At 25.2% G+C, this 19,154-nt stretch carries 15 protein-coding genes and 2 rRNA genes; 16 read left to right on the forward strand and 1 reads right to left on the reverse strand.

The window, feature by feature from the left end:
• From AB668_RS02295 to AB668_RS02370, 16 genes are all read left to right on the forward strand, one after another.
• Nucleotides 1-566: ribosomal RNA gene (locus AB668_RS02295) — 23S ribosomal RNA — on the forward strand; the annotation flags it as partial.
• A 67-nt stretch (nt 567-633) separates the two neighbouring features.
• Nucleotides 634-742: ribosomal RNA gene (gene rrf / locus AB668_RS02300) — 5S ribosomal RNA — on the forward strand.
• 120 nt (nt 743-862) lie between these two features.
• On the forward strand, nt 863-5,368 hold the full coding sequence (locus tag AB668_RS02305) for an ABC transporter permease (RefSeq protein WP_050517448.1): 4,506 nt from the start codon (nt 863-865) through the stop codon (nt 5,366-5,368).
• Between the two features lie 75 nt (nt 5,369-5,443).
• Nucleotides 5,444-6,061: a hypothetical protein gene (locus tag AB668_RS02310; RefSeq protein WP_050517449.1), complete on the forward strand. Its 618-nt coding sequence runs from the start codon at nt 5,444-5,446 to the stop codon at nt 6,059-6,061.
• 87 nt (nt 6,062-6,148) lie between these two features.
• Nucleotides 6,149-7,201, forward strand: coding sequence for a phenylalanine--tRNA ligase subunit alpha (gene pheS / locus AB668_RS02315; protein WP_050517450.1), 1,053 nt, complete (start codon nt 6,149-6,151; stop codon nt 7,199-7,201).
• A 12-nt stretch (nt 7,202-7,213) separates the two neighbouring features.
• Nucleotides 7,214-9,604: a phenylalanine--tRNA ligase subunit beta gene (gene pheT / locus AB668_RS02320; protein WP_050517451.1), complete on the forward strand. Its 2,391-nt coding sequence runs from the start codon at nt 7,214-7,216 to the stop codon at nt 9,602-9,604.
• Complete coding sequence (locus tag AB668_RS02325; RefSeq protein ID WP_050517452.1) at nt 9,604-10,125, forward strand: hypothetical protein; 522 nt, start codon at nt 9,604-9,606, stop codon at nt 10,123-10,125. Before pheT ends, AB668_RS02325 begins: the two co-directional genes overlap by 1 nt.
• A 17-nt stretch (nt 10,126-10,142) precedes the next feature.
• Nucleotides 10,143-10,322 (forward strand): 50S ribosomal protein L32, encoded by a 180-nt coding sequence (gene rpmF, locus AB668_RS02330; protein ID WP_050517453.1) that lies wholly within the window; start codon nt 10,143-10,145, stop codon nt 10,320-10,322.
• Nucleotides 10,323-10,511: 189 nt separating this feature from the next.
• Nucleotides 10,512-11,441, forward strand: coding sequence for a 16S rRNA (cytosine(1402)-N(4))-methyltransferase RsmH (gene rsmH, locus AB668_RS02335; RefSeq protein ID WP_050517454.1), 930 nt, complete (start codon nt 10,512-10,514; stop codon nt 11,439-11,441).
• Nucleotides 11,442-11,450: 9 nt separating this feature from the next.
• A complete protein-coding gene (locus AB668_RS02340; RefSeq protein WP_050517455.1) occupies nt 11,451-12,656 on the forward strand; it encodes a hypothetical protein in 1,206 nt (401 codons plus the stop codon).
• 114 nt (nt 12,657-12,770) lie between these two features.
• Nucleotides 12,771-13,892 (forward strand): cell division protein FtsZ, encoded by a 1,122-nt coding sequence (gene ftsZ / locus AB668_RS02345; RefSeq protein ID WP_050517456.1) that lies wholly within the window; start codon nt 12,771-12,773, stop codon nt 13,890-13,892.
• A gap of 10 nt (nt 13,893-13,902) precedes the next feature.
• Nucleotides 13,903-14,349, forward strand: a complete 447-nt coding sequence (locus AB668_RS02350; protein WP_050517457.1) for a cell division protein SepF — start codon at nt 13,903-13,905, stop codon at nt 14,347-14,349.
• A 237-nt stretch (nt 14,350-14,586) separates the two neighbouring features.
• Nucleotides 14,587-15,936 carry a M20 family metallopeptidase gene (locus AB668_RS02355; RefSeq protein WP_050517458.1) on the forward strand — a complete coding sequence of 450 codons (1,350 nt, stop codon included), beginning with the start codon at nt 14,587-14,589 and terminating at the stop codon, nt 15,934-15,936.
• A gap of 236 nt (nt 15,937-16,172) precedes the next feature.
• Complete coding sequence (rpsB, locus tag AB668_RS02360; protein ID WP_050517461.1) at nt 16,173-16,985, forward strand: 30S ribosomal protein S2; 813 nt, start codon at nt 16,173-16,175, stop codon at nt 16,983-16,985.
• Nucleotides 16,986-17,011: 26 nt separating this feature from the next.
• Nucleotides 17,012-17,899, forward strand: coding sequence for a translation elongation factor Ts (gene tsf, locus AB668_RS02365; RefSeq protein WP_050517459.1), 888 nt, complete (start codon nt 17,012-17,014; stop codon nt 17,897-17,899).
• A 10-nt stretch (nt 17,900-17,909) separates the two neighbouring features.
• A complete protein-coding gene (locus AB668_RS02370) occupies nt 17,910-18,494 on the forward strand; it encodes a hypothetical protein (protein ID WP_050517460.1) in 585 nt (194 codons plus the stop codon).
• A gap of 174 nt (nt 18,495-18,668) precedes the next feature.
• Here the strand turns inward: AB668_RS02370 and AB668_RS02375 are convergent.
• A partial coding sequence (locus tag AB668_RS02375) for a transposase (protein ID WP_152908031.1) occupies nt 18,669-19,154 on the reverse strand: 486 nt, incomplete at its 5' end.

Consider the following 19,154-nt stretch of genomic DNA (forward strand, 5'->3'; position numbering starts at 1 on the left):
AGAAGGATGCTTAACTGCGAGACTTACAAGTCGAACAGATACGAAAGTAGGACTTAGTGATCCGGCGGTCCCGAGTGGAAGGGCCGTCGCTCAACGGATAAAAGTTACCCCGGGGATAACAGGCTTATCTCCCCCAAGAGTTCACATCGACGGGGAGGTTTGGCACCTCGATGTCGGCTCATCGCATCCTGGAGCTGTAGTCGGTTCCAAGGGTTGGGCTGTTCGCCCATTAAAGCGGTACGCGAGCTGGGTTCAGAACGTCGTGAGACAGTTTGGTCCCTATCTGTTGTGGGCGTAGGAAAATTGAAGAGAGCTGTTCCTAGTACGAGAGGACCGGAATGGACGCACCCCTGGTGCTCCTGTTGTCACGCCAGTGGCATAGCAGGGTAGCTATGTGCGGACAGGATAATCGCTGAAGGCATCTAAGCGAGAAGCCCCCTTTAAGATGAATTTTCCCATTTGTAAGATGTAAGATCCCATGTAGACCACATGGTTGATAGGATGGATGTGTAAGCGCTGTGAGGCGTTAAGCTAACCATTACTAATAGATCGAGTGAATTTTTAGAAAATGCAATTTATAACAATACATTTCAAGCTAGTATTCAGTTTTCAAAGAACAATCCAAAAAACTAATCTGGTGGTTATAGCATAGAGGTCACACCTGTTACCATACCGAACACAGAAGTTAAGCTCTATTACGGTGAAAATATTGCAATAGTGAGAAGATAGCAAGCTGCCAGTTTAATTAAGGACCTTAGGGTTCTTTTTTTGTTATATTTTTAAAAATTTAAAATATAATAATCTGTAAAATAGTTGTGATAAATTATAATTAGTGGGAATATGAAAGAAGGTGTTTTAAATAATGAGAAATATAATAAAAAGTTATTTAAAAACTTTCTTTCAAAAAAACTTTGTAACTACTTTTGGTATTTTGTTTTTTATTATAATGTTATCAACTGTAATACTAGGTATGTTATCAACACCTTTACAATTGAATTCAAGAATAAACAAATTATCAAAAACTAATATTTCATATAATTCATTAATTAGAAGCGAAAATATGATTTATAGTCCTGAATTTACTTATAAATATTTTTATTCTAACCAGCAATTTGACAATGAAAATAGAAAAGATATTAATAATGTTTTATCAGATCGTTATATAGAAGCTATTAACAGTGAAATTGAACAAAATTTCAAAAGTGATTTACCTAAAAAAAATGAAAATAATAGATATATTTTAGATTTAAGTTCAGATAAAGATATAGTTATTGCAAATTATATAAGCGATTTAATTAATAGCGATTTACAAAAATATAGAAGTGGTGCTTTATTAAAAAGTACAGCTTTTATAGAAAACGCTAATACTAGAATTAATTTCAACCTTAAAAATGTAGTAAAAAGTATTGCTGATAGATTATTTCGAAATTTTGTTAAAAACAATATTTTTAATGGATTAGAAATAAAATTTGATCAAAATGGTATTCCTAAAATAGAACCAGGTTCTTTTAACTTGGATAAGTTAAAACTAGAAAGTAAAGATTTAAGTTTTCTTATATCTGAAGCATATAGAAGTTATTCAAAAATTGATACATTATTTCTTATAAACGGTATAAAATCAATTGATAAAAACGAAATAAAAAACGATATTCTTAAAATTAGAGAATTAATAAAAGAAAAACAAATATTCCAACTAATTGCATATATTCAAAACAAATTTAATGTAATATCTCAAAACATAAATGAAAACAAAAAAGAAGTATATCTACCAGTATTTGATATGTTTTCTGATGAATATGAAAATAATATTTTAGCTAGAAAACATCGTGATGATAGAGTTTATTTAATCAATAAAATAATTAGTCAACATTCTGATAGATATTCAGTTCAGACTACTAAAAGTTTTACTTTAAATGAACAACAAGTTGGTCAATTATTACCAATAAAAACATTACAATTAACATCTGATATTGAACAATTTAAAAATACTAAATCATACTTTAACCAGGTTCAATTAGATAAGAAAAAATATAGCGGTTCAAGATTTGCTGAGAATTGAAATGGTGATATAGATTATAACCAAGCAATTAGTCCAGAAATAGTTATATCATCAGCTTTTGCAAGAGCAAATAACATAAATTTAAATGATTCTTTCGAGATCCCTTCTTCAAATAAAGTAGATCTTTTAATGCCGTTTATTGATAAAAAAGATGCATTTTATTTAACATTATTAAAAGCCAAAGTTGTTGGTATAGGTTCAACTTTTGATGATATTTCATCTAAAAATTCTGCTTTTGACTTTTTCCAAGAAAAACCAACTTTTGTAGTTGGATATACAAATGATAATTTTATAAATGAAATGAGAGAAGCTAGATGAAATTTTTCAACTGAAAAAGACTCATCTTATGATGTTTTATTTAAAATTAAAAACTTAAATAATAATAAAGCTTTAACTGCTGAGGAATGTTTTAAAGAAATATCTTTTAATGACTCAAAAGAAAAAACAACATTTTTTGATAAATCTTTTTTACCTTATGTTGAATGAAATTTTTCTAGAGTTGCAAAAGATATAAATTCAATTAGAGTTCAAGTTATTATTTACATGGTTTTAGGAGCTACTGTTTTGATTCTAGCTTTTATATTTATTAACTTTGCTTTAAGAAAAGAAATGAATGAAACTAGAAGACAGTTAGGAGTATTTAAATCATTTGGATATAAAGTTATAGAACTTTCTTGAATATTTGCTTTGAAAACTTGAATAACAATATTTTTAGGTATTTTTATAGGATATTTATTATCAATTCCTATTCAAACTAATTTAGCTTCAAACTTTGTAAGTTCAGTAACATTTGTTTTTAGTAGAGTTTATGTTTCACCATTTTTATTTATTAATTTATTTGCGCTAATTCCACTAGTATTCTTATTTTTATCTTATGCATTAACTATTTTATACATAAGAGAACCGGTTTTATCATTAATGAATAATGTCAAAAGAATTAAAAGAAGAATTAGAAGTGGTTGATTCTCTAATATGTTATCTAAAAGAAATATTGGTTTTAACTACAGAATGAGATTATCGTTTATTAAAACTTCAATCGGTAAGTTTACAATAGTTCAATGTTTATTTGTTTTTGCATCATTATCATATTCACTATTATTTGGAGCTCAAACTATTTTAACTCAATCAATTAATCAAAGTTTAGCAGAGATAAAATCTAATGTTGATCATAAATGAACATGAAAAAATAATAGAGATATCGATATAACAACAAAAGATGGTAGATATGATTTTTCAAAAAATAATTCAGATAACAGAGAGCAATTAAAATACCATGATTTAGATGGTAAAAAAGTTAATGAATGATTAAATGCACAAACTGATCAATCCGATGCTAGATATAGAGCTGAGTTATTATTTAGACTATTAAATAACACTTATAAGAGTGAAGAAAATAAATTATCTATATTACTTCCAAAAGAATATGCTAAAAAGCGTTTATCACCTTTCTTAAATAATAATGAAAAAGAAATGATTTCTGAAAAAGATGAACCAGTACTAAAAGATAAAAAATATTTCTTAAATACACTTTCAACTTTTAATTTATTTAATAAAAATAATGATTGAACTTCGCTACTAGGTAAAATTAAAACAAATACTCCAATTTATGAGAAAATAAGTGATTTTGAAAATGATAAGGATACATTATTTAATTTTGATGAACCTAATTTAGAAAATATGTCTAAAACATTTGTTGGATTAGAATCTATACATAACAGACAACATAATAGTTTATTTATGTCTTCTATTGCAAAAACATTTGTCTATAAATTAGCTCAAACTTATGCTTTATTTAAAGTGTTTTATGATTACAAAATAGACACAAAAACCCCTGAAAAAGAAAAAACAATTTCTAAATATTGAGATGATGTAAACCAAAATGATCAATTATTAAAAAAATTTGATCCAGATGATCAGCAATATTGAAGTATTGGATCTAACCCATTAGTAAAAGAAATACAAGAACTTGTTAAAAAACAACCAGGACTTCTTCCTGTTTCAGTCAACTCACTAATTGGTTCAAGCAATTTATCAAATGCTAGTCAAAACGTAATCTTTATGTCTTTAATTCTTGATAAACTTGAAGATAATTATTTAAACAATCCTGTCTTGACATTCAATCAACTATTATATGATAAAAATAACGATTTATTAGCATCATCAGTATTAGCGAAATTTGTAGAAGATTCAGGACTATTAAGACTTGACTTATTTGAAATAAATAATAAAAGATTTGCTGATATTAGAAAATTTTTAAATTTTGATGGTATTACTGAAGAACAATTTAGAAAAGTTTCAGAAAAAAATCTAGAATACATTGATCCTGAAACAGGTGAAAAATTACCGATGTTTAACACAATAATTCCTTATTATTATGCAAAATCTAATGGTTATAGTGTTAATAGTAAGATAAAACTAGAAACTAAAACTTCTATTTCTAGAAAATTTGTTTTAAATGTTGTTGGTATTAACAAATCAATCACTCTATCACTTTCAAAAGTTCCAGATCTTGTTTTAGATTATAAAGTTTTTGCTTCAAAAATGTTCGCAGAAACTTTATATGATAAAGACACTGATACTCCAAAACACTTTACAACATTATGATCAAGACATAAATTATTAGATGGTAATTTTGATTTACAAAATATTGAAGATTCTTTTAATTCATTTAAATATAAAGAAAGAAATATTTCATTAGATATTAAAGATAAAACTCCAGTATTTTTATCATTATTTAGTTCAATGTTTGATGAATTTAATGACTTTATTAGTTTTTATAAAAATGTCGATACTCAAGTTGATGTTTACAATACTTCAAATCCAACACCTGGTAAAAATTCAAGATTAAATTCTAAATTACTTTCATATAGTTTAGGAAAACAAGGTATTGAAAAAGTATTAAAAATTATCTATCGAATTATGGCTATATTTATTGTGTTAACTACTTTTTTATTAGTAATTATTTTAGTAGTAATTATGAATATAGTTGTGGGAGAATCTAAAAAAACAATACTAGTGTTAAGAGCGATAGGGTATAAAGATTTTGAAGTTAACTGAATTGTAATGGGAAGTTATGTAATAGGTGCAATTATTTCATTTATTTTAGCTTATTCATTATCAAATGCTATTTGATTATCATTCTTATATTATGTAAGTTATAAATGACATATTTATATTTTCTTACCATTTGAAGTTCATTATTTATTTATAACGTTCTTTATTATTGCATTTATTTTATTCATTGGTTGATTCTTCTCAAATCAACAAGTTAAAAAAACACCATTAACTCAAGCTACTCAAGCTGAATAAAAGTATGTCATTAATTGACATATTTTTTTGTTAATTTTAATTTAAAATATAACTATACTTATAAAAGGAGTTTATATGATAGATTACAATAATATTTCAAATGCATTTTGTAATAAATTTATTAGTAAAAATATTAAAACTAAGTATAAAGATATATTTGTTAATTGGAGTTTTGAACCTTATCCAAATATAATTTCAAAACCTAATTTTATAACTTATTTACAAACTAGTAGTAAATTAAAATTCTCATATTTAATGATTGAAAGTATTGAAAATAAAATTGATCAATTAAGAGAATTATTTAATAAAACTAATAAAGCTTGTCAAACATATTTATCTGAAACTCAAAATGATGAATTTTGTAAAATACAATACAATAAATTTCTATTAAATTGTTATTCTACATTAAAAGAATTTATAAATAATAGTCTAATTCAATGAATATTTTGTGATGCATTAAAAGAAAATTGAATTGAATTTAATAAACAATATAATCACGATTATATGTATGATTATCAATTTTTAAAACTGGAAATATCTTTTCAAAAAAACTTATTTAATATTTTAAAATCTATTAGTAAAAAAATAAAAAATGATTATACTTTTAAACTTTTAATTGATGCTTATGTAATTGATTTAGAAGAAAAACAAAACTCATTAATTAGAATTAAAAATGAACTTAAAACAATATAAAAAAATTGCAATATTAAACAATATAAAAAACAGTAAAAAAATAGTAAAATATTACTAATTGTCTTTATGTAGAAAGTGTGTGATTGTGTGTTAAAACAAACTCAAGAAATTTTAAACAATTTTAATTTAAAAATAGAAACTGCTGATGATTTAAAATCAATTGAAGAAATTAAAAAAGAATTTTTAGGTAAGAATTCTCCTTTAAATTCAATTTTAAAATCAATTAAAGATATAAACAAAGAAGAAAAACAAGAAATAGGAAAATTAGCTAATGAAATTAGAAATGTAATCATTTCTAAGATTGAATTAAAATCTGAAAAGCTTAAAAAAATAGCATTATTAGAACAATTAGAAAAAGAAAAAATAGATGTAAGTTTAAATTCTAATAATTTTAAATTCGGTACAAAACACCCATTAAATATAGTTATTGAAGAAATTAGCGATATTTTTACTGAAATTGGTTATGAAATGGTTAGTGGTACTGAAATTGAAGAAGATTTTTATAATTTCCAATTATTAAATTTACCTTTAGGTCATCCAGCAAGAGATATGCAAGACACTTTCTATTTAAATCAAAGTACAGTGTTAAGAACTCATTGTACAAATATGACTTCTAGAATGTTATCTAAACTTGCAGAAAGCAAAACTGATGATAAAAATTTAGCAATTATTAGTTATGGTAATGTTTATAGACGTGATGATGATGACGCAACTCATTCTCACCAATTTATGCAAATTGATGGATTTATGGTTGGAGAAAAAATTAGTTTTGCTAACTTAAAATGAATTTTAAAATATATGTGCCAAAGATTATTTGATAAATCAGTAACAATTAGAATGCGTCCTAGTTATTTCCCTTTCACCGAGCCTAGTGTTGAAGTTGACATAAGTTGTTTTAAATGTAAATCAACAGGTTGTGGAATTTGTAAATATTCTGGATGAATTGAAATTTTAGGTGCTGGAATGATTAACCAACAAGTTATGCAACTAAATGGATTAGATCCTACAACTACAACAGGATTAGCTTTTGGAATAGGTATTGAAAGAATTTGTATGTTAAAATTTGGTATTTCAAATATTCGTGATTTTTATGAAAACAATGTTAAATTCTTAGATCAATTTTTATTTTATTCAGAATAGGAGGAACACAAAGTGATTATTACTAGAAAATGATTAGAACAATTTTTAAATTTAAATGATATTTCAAATGATCAAATTAGTGTTGCTCTTAACTCTTTAGGATTTGAAGTTGAACAAACTGTTGATTTTGATGCATTAAATAGTGAGTTGTTAGTAGGATATGTTGAAGAATCAGTCAAAGTTCCAGACACACATTTGAAAACTAACAAAATTAAAATTAGTAAAAACAAAACATTAGATATCATATGTGGTGCTGAAAATATTGATAAAGATCAATATGTCATTGTTGCTCCGGTTGGATCAACTATTAGCAATGGATTAACATTAACTGAAAGAGAAATTAGAGGTCATCTTTCTCAAGGAATGGTTTGTGCTTTAAATGAGATCGGAATCCCAACTAGTTCTTTAACTGAAACAGAATCTAAAAATATTTACAACATTAATTCAGATAATATTGATTTAAATTCTAGATCAACTCAATCAGCAAAACAACTTATTAATTTGGATGATTACATATGAGAAGTTGATTTAACTTTAAATAGAAGTGATTGTTTAGCTAGTTTTCAATTATTAAAAGAAATTGCTAACTACTTTAATTTAGAAATTAATAATTTAAATAATAACTTCAATAACTTTGTTAAAAATGATTCAAAATTAACAATCAAAGTTGATGAAGATATTAAAGACTTAGTTAAAACTATAGCTTTTTCTGAATATCAATTAAATGATTTAGTTAAATTAAATTCAAAAGATGATATTTGATTAAAATTAAATAACACTAAAACTAGTGATTCAATTATAGAAAATTTAGCTTTAAAAACAGCTATTCAAACCGCTCAAGCCTTAATAGTTATTGATAAAGATAAGTTGTTAAAAAATAATAATTTAGAAATAAAACAAATTACTAGAGATGATGATAGTAAAGTTTTAGCATTAACTGCAAAAAACGAACTAGTTAACATTATAGGTTTAGAAGTTGAAGATAAATTTAAAGTTGATAGTAACACTAAAAATATCATTGTTTTAATGTTAAATATAGATACTGTTGCTATGAGAAACCAACAAAAAACATTAAACATTTCAACAATTGCTCTACAAAGATATATAAAACCAATCAATCCTAACTTATTTGAATTAGCTAATTTAACTTTTGCAAATGAATTAGAAAAATACAATTTAATTCAAAAAGCAACTCAAGTTGTTGAAGTTAAAAAAACATTTACAGATAACACTAGATTTAACGTTGAATTAGAAAAGATTAATGATTTATTAGGACTAAATTTAACTATTGAACAAATCAAATCATTATTTAAAACTTTAGATTTTACTGTTAATTCTAATGAGAATAATTTAACTTTTGATATTGATGTTAACCGAGTTGATATTTATTCAGTTAATGATATTTGTGAAGAGATTGCTAGATTGTATGGATATGATAATATTGTTGAGCAACCAATTTATTTTAAAACTATACAAAAAGCTAAAAAAACTAATCTAAAATTAGAAAATAAATTAATTAATTATTTAATTGGATTAGGATTTAATAATACTAAAACTTATTCACTAGAAAACTTTGATTTAACAAATCATTGAAATTTATTTGATATTAAAAATCTAATAACTTTAGAAAAACCTTTATCAAAATTACGCGATACTTATAGAACTAATTTAAGTAAATCACTAATCGATGTAGCTATTTATAATTCAGTAAATAATAATAAACAATTAAAATTATTTGAAATAGCTGATATTTATGCATTTAATAATTTTAAACAAAGAAATTTAGTCTTTTTAACAACTTCAAATATTTATGAAGACAAATTATCAAATAATCAAATCAATGCTGATTTCTACTACAATAAATCTATTTTAGAAGCAATCTTTAGATTTTATAATTTAGACTTAAATAAATTAGATTATCAAGTTAATAATCAAGTTATAGATGAAATTCATCCATTTATTAATGCAACTGTTAAATATGATGATCAATTACTAGGATTTATTTATAGATTAAACCCAGGTTATGAGAAGAGTAAAAAAATGGATAAAACAATTGTTGTTGAAATTAACTTAGATAAATTAAATGAATTATCAAATAAACAAATTCAAATAAATGAATTATCAAAATTCCAAAGTTCAAAACGTGACTTTTCAATCGAATTAGATAATAATGCTAAATATAGTGATTTTATTAAAAAAATATTAGATGGTGCAAACTATATTACTAATGTTGAAGTTATCGATCAATATATTGATGAAAAATTAAACCAATTAAATAAAAAATCTTTAACTTTACAAATTACTTTCAACGGTTTAGATCACCAATTAACTGAACAAGAAATCAACGATCAATGTCAAGTTATTATTAATAATTTAAATAATTTAAATATAACAATAAGATAATGAAATTAAGTTTTACAAAACAACAATTATCTAAAAATAAACACCAAGAATTAAAAGGTGATTTAGATAATTTAAATAACGTAGTTTGTACTAATTCATTAGTAAAATCTATTGATTATGTTAATTTTGATATTGATTTAGATTATATTGAATCTATTGAATCAGTTAGAGTAACTGGAGTTATTAACTTTAGTCTAACAGCAATTGATGCAAGAACTGGAAAAGAAATTAAATATAGTAATTATATTGATTGAGATGATGAGTATAGTTTTAATAAAGACATTGACTCAACTAATAATATTATTCTAAAAAATGAATTTGATTTGTTTAATTATATTATTGAACAGATAAATATAAATTTACCTTTCAATTTATCGTTAACTAATGATATAATTAACAAGGACGGTTTTGGATGAACTTTATTAAGTGAAGAGAATTTCGAAACTGAAAATCAAAATAAAGTTGATCCAAGATGAGAAAAACTTGATGAATTTATTATAAATAAAGACAAAAATAATTAATAAGGGGGTGTACTAACATGGCAGTACCATTTAGAAAGACAAGTAAATCTGCAAAAAACAAAAGAAGAAGTCATTTAGCTTTAGTTTCTTCAGCTATCGTGTCATGTACTAACTGTGGGGCTATGATAAAACCTCACCGTGTATGTAGAGAATGTGGATTCTACAAACAAAAAGAAGTTAAAGTTGTTTCAGCTTAATAAAAATACTAAGAGATCATTAGATCTCTTTTTTATAATGTTTGTTGTCTTTTAAACTATATTTTTAAGTGATATATTAATATTGTAAAAAATCTTTTAATTAATTTAGATAAATAATAGTCCTACATTATTAGGTATAATAAAAATTAAGAAATGAATAACTAGAAAAGTTTTGGGAGGCAGTCTTTAATGCAAGAACATATACCGGTTTTATTAAAAGAAAGTATAGAATATCTAAATATTAAACCTGATGGTGTTTATGTTGACTGTACTTTAGGACGAGCAGGACATTCTAGTGAGATATTAAAAAAACTTTCAGACAAAGGAATGTTATATTGTTTTGATCAAGACAAACAAGCTATAGAAAAAAGTGAAGATAAATTAAAAAAAATAGGAAATAACTTTAAAATTATTGAATCTAATTTTAATAATATTTCTATGCAATTAGCTTTAAATAATGTTTTTAGTGTTGATGGAATATTATATGATTTAGGAGTATCTTCACCTCAATTTGATATAGCTGAACGTGGATTTAGTTATAGATTTGATGGTCCATTGGATATGAGAATGGATCGAGAAAATAATAAATTAACAGCCGATGAAATTGTTAATACTTATTCTGAAAATCAAATAGCAGATATTTTGTTTAGATATGGTGATGAGTTAAATGCTAGAAAAATAGCAAAACAAATTATTAATTCTAGACCTATAACTTCAACTTTACAATTAGTTGAAGTTATTAAAAAAGCATTATCTCAAAAAGTGTTAAAGCAACAAAAACATCCTGCTAAAAAATCATTTCAAGCTTTAAGAATTTATGTAAATAACGAGCTAAATGCTTTACAAGATTCAATTACTCAAGCGTTAGAATTGTTAAACAGTAAAGCAAGAATATGTGTAATAACATTTCACTCATTAGAAGAAAAAATAGTTAAAAATTCATTTAATAGTGTTACAAATTATAAACAAGAACAAATACTATCTAGTCTACCAATTAATGTCGAATCAAATTCAAATTATAGATTGATTGTTAAAAAACCTATTAAACCAACAAATGAAGAATTACAAAACAATAAAAGAAGTCATAGTGCTAAACTTTGAGTAATTGAAAAAAAATAAGAGGTTAGTATGAATAAAGAAACCGGTTTATTTCCTATTGTTGAAATACGTCATCATTCAATTAAATTTGAAGTAATTAGATTTTATAAAAATCAAGTTGTTGTTGTTTATGAAAATACATATTATGGTGATGGAGCTGAAATTTTAACTAGTCAAGGTTTTGTTAAAGAACCACATATTGTGAGTAAATTTTTAGAACAAAATTTCAATATAATCGAACTAAAATTTAAAAATTTAAAATTAAGAGATGTAGGTTTAGTTTTACCTAACAATATTTCAATTATTAGAAAAACTATACATTGTTATTTAACTCAACAAGATATGTGAAAATTAAAAAACTCAGTTTCACTAAACTTAGTTATAAAAAAATCAGCTAAATTACATGATCCAAATAAAATATCTTCAAACACTAAAATTTTAGATAATAAAATATTTGAATTACTCATTGATAATCACAAAGTTGATTTGAATAATTTAGATAATATCGATCTTAATAGAAAAGATATAACAATAGATTCTTCGATTATTACAATCGATAAAACATTATATGAATCACATGAAAAAACTCTTACTAAAATTGGTAAAAAAGTTTTATGAGCAAAACCTAAAATTTTTGCTTTACATGAAATGGTATTAGATAATAAAAACCCTTTAAAAGTTATTGTTGATTGAAGGTATAATGAAATTGAAATAGGACTATTTAAACATAATATTTTAAGTAAAATTGTCAGAATACCATTTGGTGTAGAAAAAATATTGTATGAAGTAAGTCAATTTATGGATATTGATTTAAATTTAGCTTCTAAATATGTTTTTAATAATATTGATTTTGGTTCTGATAATTTAAATGATATTAAAGTGTTTAGTAGATGAAATAAAAAAACAAAAAGTTTAGATATTGTTACAGCTGATAAATTAAAAAAAGTAGTAAATGATAAAATTATAGAAATGTATCAAGAAATAAAAGATTCTATAATAGATTCAACTTCAGAAGAATACGATATTTATAACTTTGGATCAATTTCAAATATCCCTGGAGTCAAAAGTTTAGTGTGTTTAACAAATAGAGATTATATTTGTAGTCAAAACTGAATAGGTGATTTTATTATGGGTGGAGATTCTTGTTCATTAATAGGTCTAGCAACATTTGCTAATAGAAATATTGCTAATAATACTGATGAATTATACCTAAATGAAGACGAAAGAACGCTATAAACAACCACAATAATAGATAAATATTTTGAAAATAAAAACAAGAGCACTTAAATTTAATAAAATATAAAGTAAGAAAATACTTTTACAGTCTATAAGAAAAGGAAGGTTTTAAAAATGGAAAATAGATTTAATCGAGTTGCGAAAATTAAAGTAATTGGTGTTGGTGGAGGAGGAAACAACGCCATTAATAGAATGTATAATGAAAATGTTCAAGGTGTTGAATTCTTTGTTGCAAACACAGACGCACAAGTTTTACAATCATCTCCAGTTCCAAATAAAATTATTTTAGGAGAACAAACAACTAAAGGTTTAGGAGCGGGAGGAAATCCAGAAATTGGAAAAGCAGCAGCTTTAGAAACTGAAGAAGAAATCAGAGAGATATTACAAGGTGCTGATTTAATTTTTGTTGCTGCAGGTATGGGTGGAGGAACAGGTACTGGTGCTACTCCTGTAATTGCTAAAATTGCTCAAGAATTAGGAGCACTAGTTATAGCAGTTGTTACAAAACCATTCTTATTCGAAGGAAAACACCGTATGAATAATGCAACAAGTGGACTTGAAGAATTGAAAAAACACGTTGATTCAATGATTGTAATTTCTAATAACAAATTATTAGAATTCATTGGAGGAATTCCAATTCAAGATTCATTTAAAGAAACAGATGCTATTCTAAAACAAGGTGTTCAAACAATTACTGATTTAATCGCAGTTCCAGCAATTATTAACTTAGATTTTGCTGATATTAAAAATGTTATGACTAAAAAAGGTAATGCATTATTTGGAATAGGAATTGCATCAGGAAAAGAAAAAGCAACTGAAGCAGCTAAAAAAGCTATGTCTTCTTCATTATTAGAAGCTTCAATTTCTGGTGCTCAAGATATTATTGTTAATATTACTGGTGGAAGCACAGTTAGCTTAAATGATGCTTATGATGCAGTTGATGTAATTACTCAAGCAACCAATAATAAAGATTTAAACATTATTTTTGGTATGGCAATTAATGATGACTTAACTGAAAATGATGAAATTATTGTTACAGTTATTGCCACAGGATTTACACCAAATCAACAAAATGAACCAGCAAAAAAACCTGCAAGTGAATATTATAGATCAACAAACATAGAATCTATTATCGATAAAAATGAAGAAAAAGAATATGAAGAAATTTTAGAAGATCAAAGCACAACTTTTGCAACAATTGATGATGAAGATGATTTCCCAACATTCTTAAGATAAGGAGAATAATATGTGATTTAAAAAAAAGAAAAATCAAAAAGTAGAAGTAACTACTAATATTGAATTCCCAACTTCATCATTTGATCAGAATTTATATGAATCAGATAATAGTTTGAGTGAAAATAAACAATTAAAATTTATAGCTTTTGATTCTAATCAAAACAACGATACTGAAAAGCTTGATAATAAAATCAAATCTATTGAAGAAAATGCAAACTTAGCTTCTTTTCAAAATATATCAGCAAAAACTAATGTAATTGCTCCTGTTAGTTTTTCTGAAGTTCAAAAAATAACAGATTTATTATTAAAAGATAAAGTTGTATTTGTAGATCTAAAAAAACTTGATCTAGAAGATAAAAAACGTTTTAAGAACTTTATAGCAGGTGTGTTATATGTAAAAAACGGTGAATACACTAGATTACACGAAATGATTTATAAGTTTACAATTAAAAATTAGCGTTTTTGAAACGCTTTTTATTTTACTTTCTAACAAAAGAAAAGAATATGTAATTGTTTATTAGTTTATTTAAAAATCAATACTGGTTTTTTGATAAAGAGTTAATATTTTAAAATTTTTAACTTGTTATACTAATATTGGTTGATAATTTTATAAAAATAATATCTTTATACTATTTTAAAAATAGCAATTAAAATGATATAAAAATTATATAGAGATATAAAAAGGAGAAAGCATATGAAAATTGATGAAAAAGATTTAATAAATAATTATTTTCCAGAAGCTTTAGAAGAAACTAAAAAACTTATCTCAATACCTTCTTTTTTAACAGAGCCACAAGAAAATGCTCCATATGGTAAAGCAACAAAAGAAGTTTTAGAATATACTATTGATTTAGCTAATAAATTAGGTTTTAAAACTTTTAAAGATTCTCAAAATAGATACGGATTTTTAGATTATGGTGATGGAGAAAAAACTTTTGTTATTTTATGTCACTTAGATGTTGTTCCACCTGGAAATATTGATCAATGAGTTACAAATCCATTTGAACCAATTGAACAAGATGGAAAACTAATTGGTAGAGGTTCATTTGATGATAAAGGACCTACTATGATGAACTTATATGCATTGAAATATTTAAAAGATCAAGGATATAAGTCTGATAAATATAAAATAAGAATGATTTTTGGTCTTACTGAAGAAACAACTTGAGATTCAATTAAAGCATATGTTGCTGATCATGGTGTTGGAGATGCAGGTTATGTTCCTGATGGAGAATTTCCAGTAGTTTATGCTGAAAAATGAATTGTAGATTTAAATATTAAAACAAAAGTAAAAACCGATATTGAAATCAAAGGTGGATCTGCATTTAACGTAATATGTGATACTGTTACTTATAAAGGTCCTAAAATAGAAGAAATTTCACAATGATTGACTGAGAATGAAATTTCTAATTCAGTAGTTAAGAAAAAACTAGTAGTTCAAGGAAAAGCAGGACATGGTAGTATGCCATGAGTTGGAGTTAATGCTGCAACTTGATTATCAAAAGCAATGTGTGAAAATGATGTTCATCACCCTATAACTGATTTTTTAGCAAAAGATGTTCATTTAGATTTTAGTTTATCAAATGTATTTGGAGATATTACAGATGAAACTGGAGCATTAACTCAAAACTTAGGAATAATAAATATTAAAAGTGAAACTTCAACAGCAAGTTTTAACTTCAGAGTTCCAGTGTTTACAGAACCAAAACAAATATTTATTCCAACATTAACTGATTATTTAGAAAATTTAAATATCTCAACAGAAGTTGTAGCAATTGAAGATAGTGTTTATGTTCCAAAAGAATCAGATTTAATTAAAAAAATAATGAAAGTATATCAAGAAGTTACTGGTGATTTAGAGTCTAAACCAATAGCTATTGGTGGTGGAACTTATGCAAAATCAATGCCAAACGTTGTAGCTTTTGGAGCTGAATTTGATATCGAAGAATCAACAATGCATGCATACAATGAATATGTATGAATTGAAGATCTGAAAAAAATGCTAGAAATTTATACAAAAGCAATTGTATTATTAACTGAATAATAACAAGAACCGTAAGGTTCTTTTTAATTTAAAACATCATTAAAGTTACGATTTAAAATTAAAATTCTTAAAATCATAAAAAAATGGTAGAATTAAATAGTTGATATATTTTTTAAAAATTAATCAATACAAAAATAAGGATTCATTTTCCTAGTGCTCAAATTTAATAAAAAGAGTGGGAAATGTTCGAATTATTTTGAAGAACTAACAAATATTTAAAAGAAAGGTATAAAAACATGGCAAAAGAAATTACAAGAGAAGAATTATCTGCAGCCGGTGTTCAATACGGTCACCAAACTAAAAGATGAAACCCTAAAATGGCTCCATTTATTTACGGAGTAAAAAACAAAAATCACATTATTGATTTAGAAAAAACTGTAAGTCAATTAGCAGTTGCTCAAAAATTATTAGAAAACTTAGGTTCAAAACAACAAAAAGTTTTATTTGTTGGAACAAAACGTTCAGGTAAAAACGCTGTTAAAGAAGCTGCTTTAAGAAGTGGAAACTTCTACATTAACAACAGATGATTAGGTGGAACCTTAACTAACTTAAAAACTATCTTAATCAGAATTAAAGCTTTATGAGAAATCGAAGAAGAAGAGAAAAAAGGACGTTTAGCTTTAAGACCAAAAAAAGAACAAATTAAAATCTTAAAAGAAAAAGCTAAATTAGAAAAAGCATTAGGTGGAATTAAACAAATGCACAAATTACCAGCTGCATTAGTTGTTGTTGATCCAAAAGGTGATGAAATCGCTGTTCACGAAGCTAGAAAATTAAACATTCCAGTTATCGCAATTTGTGACACAAACGCAGATCCAGATATGGTAACAATCGCAATTCCAGGAAACGATGATTTACAAGAATCAGTAAACATTATTGTTAATACTTTAGTTGAAGCTTACGCAGAAGGAGCACAAATCAAAATGACTCCTTCAGTATTAAAAACTGTTGCTCCAAAAAGAGAACCAAGAGTTGAAAGACAAGCAAAAGTTGAAGCTAATGTTGAAGCAAAAGTTGAAGCAGTTTCAACTGAAAAAGAAGCAAAATAATTAAATAAATATAAAGGAGAAAAAACATGGCAGTAGATGCAAAATTAATTAAAGAATTACGTGAAATCACTCAAGCAGGAATGATGGACTGTAAAAAAGCTTTAGAAGCTACAAATGGTGTTGTTGATGATGCTATTGTTTGATTAAGAGAAAACGGATTAGCTAAAGCAGCTAAAAAAACTGATCGTGTTGCTGCTGAAGGTGTTGTTTTTGCAAAAGAAAACGAAAATAAAGCAGTCATTTTAGAAATTAACTCAGAAACTGATTTCGTTGCTAAAAACGAAAAATTCACTATATTAGTTGATCAAATCGCTGATGCTCTATTAAATTCAAATGCTAAAACACTTGAAGAAGGATTAGCAGGTGTTATGAACGATGGACAAACTATTGAACAAAGTTTAGTAGCAGCAACTGCAACAATTGGTGAAAAAATTGTTTTAAGAAGATTTTCATTAGTTGAAAAAGGTTCAAACAAAATTGCTATTTACAACCACGCAAACAAACGTGTTTCTACATTATTAGTATTTAATGGAGACATTGATCAAGCTGATGCTTACAACGTTTCAATGCACGTAGCAGCTATGGCTCCAAAATACATTAGTATGGCTCAAATTCCAGCTGAATTCAAAGAAGCAGAATCCCACATTATCAAAGAACAATCTAAAGAAGATCCTAAATTAGTTGGTAAACCAGAACAAGTTTTACAAAACATTTTAAACGGAAAATTATCAAAACGTTTAGCTGAAGTTAGCTTATTAGACCAAGCATTCGTTGTTGATGAGAGCTTTAAAGTTGGAGATTTCTTATCAAAAAACAAAACTGATCTAGTTGAAATGATTAGATACGAAGTTGGAGAAGGAATCGAAAAAGTTGTTGTTGACTTTGCAAAAGAAGTTGCAGCTCAATTAAACTAGGAGAATAATTATGTTTGACAGCGAAAAATACTTATCAGTTATTTCCATATTTTTAATTTGTTTTAGTTTGGTTATATCTGGAATTATTACGTATTATCTTTATAATTTTTTAAAACAAAAAGCAATAGCAAGTAAAATTAGAAAATCTATGTTTGGAATTATATTTTCAATTATAGGTGTAGGTTTTATATTTGCTTTAGCTGGTACAATTATATATCAAACTTCTAATAATGATTTATCTGGAAAAATTCAAAAGTATTTGATAGCTACAAATGTTATTTCATTCTCATTAATATTAATTGCAATTGCAGTATTATTTACATTTGTTCATAACATTGCAATTAAATTAACAGATGACTCTATTTTATATCTAGGTGAAAAAATAAATTATAGTGATATTGCTAAAATAATTATCGATCCATCAAATGGGAATTTATATATTAATTACAAAGTACCTAGAACTTATAAAAGAATAAGATATATTTCAAATTGTAGTTTCAAAAAATTAATTATCGATAATGCAAGTAAACTAAACTTAGAGATTATAAATGATGATGCAAATAAATACTTTGAAAAATTAACAGGAAAAAATTAATTAAAAGATTTATAAGATAGCAACTTTAAGTTGCTATTTTTTTATGCATAAATAACCAATCAGCCCCCATTTAAAAACTAAAAAATGTAAAAATTTACTATTTAATGTAAAAATATTTACATATTATTGTAAATTTTTACAATAACAATTAAATAAAAAAGTTTTAGTCTAATACTATATATTTAATAAATCAGCAAGGTTTTGAACGTATTTCAACATCTTGCTTTTCTTTCATTCTTCACCACTTATCTGTTCCATTTTATAACTTCTTAAATATTCTATTATTTGTTTGAAAGAATAATTTTTGTGCAAGTCCAATTTAATAAATTGGTTCTTAACACGTGTTCCAATTATTAATGATAAGTAGTTTATAAATTCAGTTGTATAAACTTTCATTTCAGAATGAACTCTGGTTTTTGATAATTCTAAAATGTTTTTGTAAAAATTGAACATTTCTTCAATCTCTCATCTTTGATCATAAAGTGTGTATACATCTTCTAAACTCAAATCTACATTTGATTCAAAAGCAATTGTTCCAAAATATTCTTCTTCTTTTTTGAATTCAGAAATATCAAAATTATCTTTTCTCAAATGTCTTTGATACCTACCAATACTTTCTTTTCCAGCAATTTCTAAGTCTTTAAATAAATAGTAAAATTT

This window comes from Mycoplasma sp. HU2014 (assembly GCF_001199495.1).
In the GTDB taxonomy this organism is placed as follows: Bacteria; Bacillota_I; Bacilli_A; order Mycoplasmatales; family Mycoplasmataceae; genus Mycoplasma.